Source organism: Bradyrhizobium sp., from assembly GCF_049581145.1.
Classification (GTDB): Bacteria; Pseudomonadota; Alphaproteobacteria; order Rhizobiales; family Xanthobacteraceae; genus Bradyrhizobium.
Genome location: NZ_JBAURI010000311.1, coordinates 1 through 7,160, shown reverse-complemented (window position 1 = coordinate 7,160; position 7,160 = coordinate 1). Strand labels below are relative to the sequence as shown.

Here is a 7,160-nt window from a genome sequence, read left to right as displayed (position 1 = left end):
CTGATCGCGACCGAGGCCTGCCGCGCCGCGGCCAACGCCGACGGGTTCCGCGACCGCGTCGCGGCCGAGACCGGCATCCAGCTCGAGGTGATCGATCGCGAGACCGAGGCAGCGCTGGCGGTGATCGGCTGCTCGCCGCTGCTCGACCCGAAAGGCCGCGGCGCGATCCTGTTCGACATCGGCGGCGGCTCGACGGAACTGGTCCGGATCGAGCGCGAGCCCGTTGACCAAGGCGCGGAGCCGCGCACAAAGGCCTGGATGTCGATCCCGCTCGGCGTCGTGACGCTGGCCGAGTTGTTCGGGGGCAGGGACGTCACGGCGGAGATCTACGCCCGGATGGTCGAAGCCGTCGCCCGGCATGTCGCGCCGTTTGCGGCCGAGCATGGCGATGAGATCCACGATATGCACCTGCTCGGCACCTCCGGCACCGTGACGACGCTGGCCGGCATCCATCTCAATCTGTCGCGCTACGATCGCCGCCGGATCGACGGCATCTGGATGGACAATGCCGATATCTCAGCGACCATCGCCCGCCTGCTCGGGATGAGCTATGAGGAGCGCGCCAACAACAATTGCATCAGCGTCGATCGCGCCGATCTGGTGCTGGCGGGCTGCGCCATTCTCGACGCCATCCGCCAGGCCTTCCCGCTGCCGCGGCTGCGCGTCGCCGATCGCGGCCTGCGCGAGGGCATGCTGGTCGAAATGATGCGCGAGGACGGCGCCATCGGCGCCTGGTGAAACACGGATGGCAAAGGACTCAACCGGCCGGCTTCACGTCACCGTGCGAAGCGGCGGCAAGCGCAAATTGTCGTCAAAGCTCTGGCTGGAGCGGCAGCTCAACGATCCCTATGTGGCGCAGGCCAAGCGCGACGGTTATCGCTCGCGCGCGGCCTACAAGCTGATCGAGATCGACGACAAATATCATCTGCTGAAGCCCGGCATGACCGTGGTCGATCTCGGTGCCGCGCCCGGCGGCTGGAGCCAGATCGCGGCGAGGCGCATCGGCGCGGCCGACGGCAGGGGCAAGGTCGTTGCGATCGACCTGTTGGAGATGCCCGAGATCGCCGGCGTCAGCTTCGCGCAGCTTGATTTTCTCGAAGCCGATGCGCCGGACAAATTGCTGGCGATGCTGGGCGGCCGCGCCGATGTCGTGCTCTCGGACATGGCGGCCAACACCACCGGTCACCGCAAGACCGATCAACTGCGCATCATCGGCCTGGTGGAAGCCGCCGCGGCCTTTGCCGGCGAAGTCCTGAAGCCCGGCGGCGCATTTGCGGCAAAAGTGTTTCAGAGCGGGGCCGAGGCAGAGCTGCTGGCGCAGTTGAAGCGCGATTTTGCCAGCGTGCGTCACGTCAAGCCGGCCTCGAGCCGCCAGGATTCCTCGGAGCGCTACGTGCTGGCGATGGGCTTTCGGGGTGCAGGCAAGGCGGAATGATAGAAGCCATCATTGCGAGAAGCCATCGGGTCGGCGCCAACGGGTCGCGCGAATGCGCGCCCGATGACAAAGCTGCGCGCTGGCTCGATGGCGACAAAGCAATCCCCTCTTGCTGTGCTGCGCGACGGATTGCTTCGTCGCAAGGGCTCCTCGCAATGACGGCGTGAGATGGGAGCGCACACTCTCGCGCCGTCATTGCGAGCCAACGGGTCGGCGCAAAGCGCCGCCCGATGACAGGCTCAGCGAAGCAATCCATCTCGCAACACGCACAGGCTTTTGGATTGTTTCGCGTGCGCTCGCAAAGGCGAGGAGGGAGCGGTGTTTAGCCCAGCCTCTGATCCCGTGCATCCTCCGTCGTTTCGCTGCCCGCGGTGATGGCGGCCTTCGCGGCGCCCTTGCGGCTGGAGATCGCGATCGCCTTGCGGCCGGAGATTTCGTGACCGGCATCGTCCGGCATCTGCCAGAAGAACCAGGCCGACGCCGCCGAGATCAACGAGACCACCAGGAACGCCGGCGCGAACGCGGCCGCGTTCAGTTCGGTTCCATGGCGCAGCCACAGCGTCGATTCCACCGTGAACGCGCCGACCGCGACGCCGGCCGAGACCGCCAGCTGCTGATTGACGCTGACCAGGGTGGTGGCCCGGCTCATCTGCGGCGGCTCGACCTCGGCATAGGCGACCGTATTGATCGACGTAAATTGCAGCGAGCGGAAGAAGCCGCCGACCACCAGGATGATCAGGATCAGGAGCAGCGGCGTCGCCGGCGTGAACAGCGCGCAGGCCGCGAGGAAGACCGAACTGACCACGGCGTTGATCGTCATCATGTAGCGGAAGCCGAAGGTGCGGATGATGCGCGCGGCGAGCGTCTTCATGCCCATGGCGCCGGCGGCGGAGCCGAAGGTGACGAGCCCGGACTGGAACGGCGACAGGCCGAAGCCGATCTGCATCAACAGCGGCAGCAGAAACGGCAGCGCGCCGATGCCGAGCCGGAACATGAAGCCACCGATGATCGAGGCGCGCAGGGTCGACAGCCGCAGCAGCGAGAAATCGAGCACCGGCGATCCGGTGTGGCGCGCATGCCTCACATAGAGCGTCATCGAGACCGAACCGATCGCAACCAGCGCCGCCACCACGGGCCAGGGCAGCAGATTGAGGCCCGCGACCGACAGGCCGAAGGCGATGCCGGCAAGCCCGATGCCTGCCAGCACCAGGCCATAGAGATCGAAGCGCTCGGGGTCTTCGCTCGTGATCGGATCGATATATTTCAGCGCCAGCGCGATGCCGACCAGCCCGATCGGAATATTGATCAGGAAAATCCAGTGCCAGGAGAAATAGGTGGTGATGAAACCACCGAGCGGCGGCCCGATCACCGGCCCGATCAGCGCCGGCACGGTGACCCACGCCATCGCGTTCACCAGCGCACTCTTGTCGACCGAGCGCAGCAGCACCAGCCGCCCGACCGGCGTCATCATCGCGCCGCCCATGCCCTGCAGGATGCGCGCGAATACGAAATCGGGAACCGAGCCCGACAGCGCGCAGCCGATCGATCCGACCATGAATACGGCAACCGCCAGCGCGAACACGATGCGCGCGCCAAACCGGTCGGCAGTCCAGCCGCTCGCCGGGATGAACACCGCAAGCGACAACAGATAGGACGTGATGGCGAGCTTCAGCGTCAGCGGGCTGGTGCCGATGTCGGCGGCGATGGCCGGAAGCGAGGTCGCAATGACGGTCGAGTCCATGTTTTCCATGAACAGGGCGGTCGCGACGATGAGCGGGATCAGGCGTTGTTTGTTCATCAATTCCGGGAGGAGCGAGCAGGGCGGGCAAGGGGCTGTATCGGGGGGCTGTATCACCCCTATGTCTTTGAGGCTATTGGTTCCGGAAGCTATTGCGGAACCCGCTAAAACACCTAAATCCTGGGTCACGGAAAACGCCGGAGGCGTCGATGATCTATCTCCTCGCAGCCCTGTTGCCGCCGCTCGGCCTGTTGCTGAACGGCCAGCCGTTTTCGGCGATCTTCAATCTGGTGCTGATCGTCTTCTGCCTGCTTTTGGGGCTGGTTTTTCATCCTTTGCTGCTGGTGCCGTCCGCGCACGCGCTGATTGCCGTCCATATGAAGCGGGAAGAACGCCGGCACCGCGAGGTGGTGGAGGCGATCCGCCGCTATGGCCCGCCACCGGGCTATCCGCGCTGATCCGCACTTGAGGCGACCCGGGCCTGAGGAAAAAATGGCCGGCGAAAAGCTTTTGCAGGCGCTTTGATTCGTCACAACACCATGCTATCGACCAGCGTCAACCCCACCGATGGGCTTCGATTCGACGGCGGCGCCGATGGCCTCGCCGAAGGCGGTGCTCATCTCAAAGAATTGCGGCGAACCGCCGCTGGATAAGGAGTTGGCGATGGCGCAAGGACTTCAGGGGCTTCGCGAAGCCTATACGTTCGACGACGTGCTTCTGAAACCCGCGCTTTCGGATGTGCTGCCGTCCGAAGTCGACATTCGCTCCCATGTCACCCGTGCGATCCCGCTGAATATTCCGATCATCGCGTCCGCCATGGATACCGTCACCGAGGCGCGCATGGCGATCGCCATGGCGCAGGCCGGCGGCGTCGGTGTCATTCACCGCAACTTCGATCCGGAAGGACAGGCCGCCCAGGTGCGGCAGGTGAAGAAGTTCGAGTCCGGAATGGTGGTCAATCCTTTGACCATCGGGCCCGATGCGATGCTGTCGGACGCGCTGTCGCTGATGAGCGATCACGGCTTCTCCGGGATTCCCGTGGTTCTCGGCGGCGGCAAGGGGGCGCCCGGAAAACTGGTCGGCATTCTCACCAACCGCGACGTGCGCTTTGCCACCGATCCCCGTCAGAAAGTCTCCGAGTTGATGACGCATGAAAACCTCGTCACGGTGCGCGAGGGCGTCAGTCAGGATGAGGCCAAGCGGATGCTGCACCAGCATCGCATCGAGAAGCTGCTGGTGGTCGACGATCAATATCGCTGCGTCGGCCTGATCACGGTCAAGGACATGGAAAAGGCGGTCGCGCATCCCTTGGCCTGCAAGGACGCGCAGGGGCGGTTGCGGGTGGCGGCGGCGACCACCGTCGGCGAGGACGGCTATGAGCGCACCGAGCGGCTGATCGATGCCGGCGTCGATCTGATCGTGGTCGATACGGCGCACGGTCATTCCAAGCGCGTGCTCGACGCCGTCGGCCGCATCAAGCGGCTCTCCAACCACGTGCAGGTGATCGCCGGCAATATCGCCACCCAGGAGGGCGCGCAGGCGCTGATCGATGCCGGCGCGGATGCGATCAAGGTCGGTATCGGCCCGGGTTCGATCTGCACCACGCGGATGGTTGCCGGCGTCGGCGTGCCGCAACTCACTGCCATCATGGATGCAGTGGAGGCGGCACGCAAAGCCAAGGTGTCCGTGATCGCCGATGGCGGTATCAAATATTCCGGCGACCTGGCCAAGGCGCTGGCGGCCGGCGCCGACATCGCGATGGTGGGTTCGCTGCTCGCCGGCACCGACGAGACCCCGGGCGAGGTGTTCCTGTGGCAGGGCCGCTCCTACAAGGCCTATCGCGGCATGGGGTCGGTCGGCGCGATGGCGCGCGGCTCGGCCGACCGCTATTTCCAGCAGGACATCAAGGATACGCTGAAGCTGGTGCCGGAGGGCATCGAGGGCCAGGTGCCCTACAAGGGCCCGGTCGCCAATGTCATGCACCAGCTTGCCGGCGGCCTGCGCGCCGCGATGGGCTATGTCGGGGCGCGAAACCTGGCCGAATTCCACGAGAAGGCGCAGTTCGTGCGCATCACCGGCGCTGGCCTTCGCGAAAGCCACGTGCACGACGTCACGATCACGCGGGAAAGCCCGAATTATCCGGGCGCGGTTTAATCTCCGGCGTCTCTGGCGCGGGCTACTCGCAACGAAAAACAAACGGAGGAAACACCATGGCCGAACAAGCCCAACGCATCGTTCTGGCGTCTCGCCCGGTGGGCGAGCCGAAAGCGTCCGACTTTCGCATCGAGGAGTTTTCGGTGCCGACGCCGGCTGACGGCCAGGTCCTGCTGCGCACCATCTGGCTGTCACTCGATCCCTATATGCGCGGCCGCATGAGCGACGGGCCGTCCTATGCGACGCCGGTGCCGATCGGCGGCGTGATGGAGGCCGGCACCGTCAGCGAGGTCATCGCCTCCAACAATCCGAATTTCGCCAAGGGCGACATCGTACTGGCGCGCGCCGGCTGGCAGACCCATGCGCTGTCCGACGGCAAGGGATTGAGCAGGATCGATCCGAAGCTCGCGCCGGTCTCGACCGCGATCGGCGTGCTCGGCATGCCCGGCATGACCGCCTACACGGGATTGCTCGATATCGGCAAGCCGCAGCCGCGAGAGACGGTGGTGGTTGCGGCCGCCTCCGGCGCGGTCGGCTCGGCGGTGGGCCAGATCGCCAAGATCAAGGGCGCGCGCGCGATCGGCATCGCCGGCGGCAGGGACAAATGCGCCTTCGTCAAACAGGAGCTTGGCTTCGACGACTGTCTCGACCACCGCGAGCCCAATCTCGGGGCCAGGCTGAGGGAAGCCTGTCCGCAAGGCATCGATGTCTATTTCGAGAATGTCGGCGGCGCGGTGTTCGAGGCGGTGTTTCCGCTGCTGAACGCGTTCGCGCGCATCCCGGTCTGCGGCCTGATCGCGCATTACAACGACACCGAAGCCAAAGCGCCGAAATGGGCTGATGGCCTGATGCGCGCGGTGCTGACCAAGCGTCTGACGATCCGCGGCTTCATCGTCAGCGATTTCGCCGGCCGCCGCGACGATTTCCTGCGCGACATGTCGACCTGGGTGCGCGAAGGCAAGGTCAAGTACAAGGAGTTCGTCACCGAGGGCCTGGAAAGCGCGCCGGAGGCCTTCATGGGTCTCTTGAAGGGCGCCAATTTCGGCAAGCAATTGGTCCGGGTCGGGCCGGACGAGATCTGAGCGGATGGGCGTCGGCCTCGCCCGGAACCTGGATGTCCCGCGCGGTCTCGCTCACGCGCCCTTGAACGGAACGCCGCGCAGTCGCGGTCGTTGGCTTTCTATCCAATGGGAGAAGCCAATGACCAAGCTTGGAATACTGTCGGCCGGTTTCATCGCCGCGGCGACATTCATCACGCCCGCGCTGGCGCAGGGAGTGACGCAGGAGCCCGGCGCCTTCGGCTTTTATTATCCGGACAGCCACTACCTGACCGGCAGCTACGGCGTGCGCGCCACGCCCCGACCGGGTTACTACTACCGGCACGCCTATCCTGGCGCAGTATATGGTGGATATTATGGGCCAGGGCCGGCGGTGGGCTGGGCCCCCGGTGTGGTGCTCGCGCCGGCCGACTCCTACGCCTATTACGGCGGCCCGGCTCCGGGCGTCGAGTGGTACGGGCAATAGTCGTGACGCGCGAGCGGTAATCAGGACCGTATAGACCGTATAGATGGGTCGAGCGATCAGGTCGGAGCCTTGTCCGGTCTGATCGCAAAGCCCATCGCCGCGTGTGACGTGATGGGTTTCGCAAGAGTGCGCGACCCATTCCGCGTTTCTGGTCCCATGATCAGGACTGCGGCAACGCGACATTACGGGTGGGCGGCAAGCACCTCTTCGAGATCGACGTCGATCTGGCCGGGCGCCTTGACGTAGCGCACCTCGACCGCGTCCGGCTGGAAGCGATACTCGACCAGCCCGACTTCCTTGGTGCCGATC

General features: G+C 65.2%; 7 protein-coding genes. 6 read left to right on the top strand and 1 reads right to left on the bottom strand.

Translation table 11 applies throughout. The annotated features are described in order from the left end of the window. Together WCB02_RS10415 and WCB02_RS10410 are read left to right on the top strand one after the other, a co-directional pair. Positions 1-738: Ppx/GppA phosphatase family protein (locus tag WCB02_RS10415; RefSeq protein WP_423958018.1), on the top strand; the 738-nt coding region annotated here is incomplete at its 5' end. A gap of 7 nt (positions 739-745) precedes the next feature. Next, the gene (locus WCB02_RS10410) at positions 746-1,435 is read left to right on the top strand and encodes an RlmE family RNA methyltransferase (protein ID WP_423958016.1); all 690 of its coding nucleotides are present in this window, start codon (positions 746-748) and stop codon (positions 1,433-1,435) included. 322 nt (positions 1,436-1,757) lie between these two features. On the opposite strand, the gene WCB02_RS10405 is transcribed toward WCB02_RS10410, so the two are convergent. Then, positions 1,758-3,233 (bottom strand): MFS transporter, encoded by a 1,476-nt coding sequence (locus WCB02_RS10405; RefSeq protein ID WP_423958013.1) that lies wholly within the window; start codon positions 3,231-3,233, stop codon positions 1,758-1,760. A gap of 149 nt (positions 3,234-3,382) precedes the next feature. On the opposite strand from WCB02_RS10405, the gene WCB02_RS10400 reads away from it, so the two are divergent. The 4 genes from WCB02_RS10400 to WCB02_RS10385 all read left to right on the top strand — a co-directional run bounded on the left by WCB02_RS10400 (position 3,383) and on the right by WCB02_RS10385 (position 6,851). Further along, on the top strand, positions 3,383-3,631 hold the full coding sequence (locus WCB02_RS10400; protein WP_423958011.1) for a hypothetical protein: 249 nt from the start codon (positions 3,383-3,385) through the stop codon (positions 3,629-3,631). A gap of 205 nt (positions 3,632-3,836) precedes the next feature. Next, on the top strand, positions 3,837-5,327 hold the full coding sequence (gene guaB / locus WCB02_RS10395) for an IMP dehydrogenase (protein ID WP_423958009.1): 1,491 nt from the start codon (positions 3,837-3,839) through the stop codon (positions 5,325-5,327). A gap of 56 nt (positions 5,328-5,383) precedes the next feature. Further along, positions 5,384-6,409 (top strand): NADP-dependent oxidoreductase, encoded by a 1,026-nt coding sequence (locus tag WCB02_RS10390; RefSeq protein ID WP_423958007.1) that lies wholly within the window; start codon positions 5,384-5,386, stop codon positions 6,407-6,409. A gap of 118 nt (positions 6,410-6,527) precedes the next feature. Then, positions 6,528-6,851, top strand: coding sequence for a hypothetical protein (locus tag WCB02_RS10385; protein ID WP_423958005.1), 324 nt, complete (start codon positions 6,528-6,530; stop codon positions 6,849-6,851). Positions 6,852-7,160: the final 309 nt, after the last annotated feature.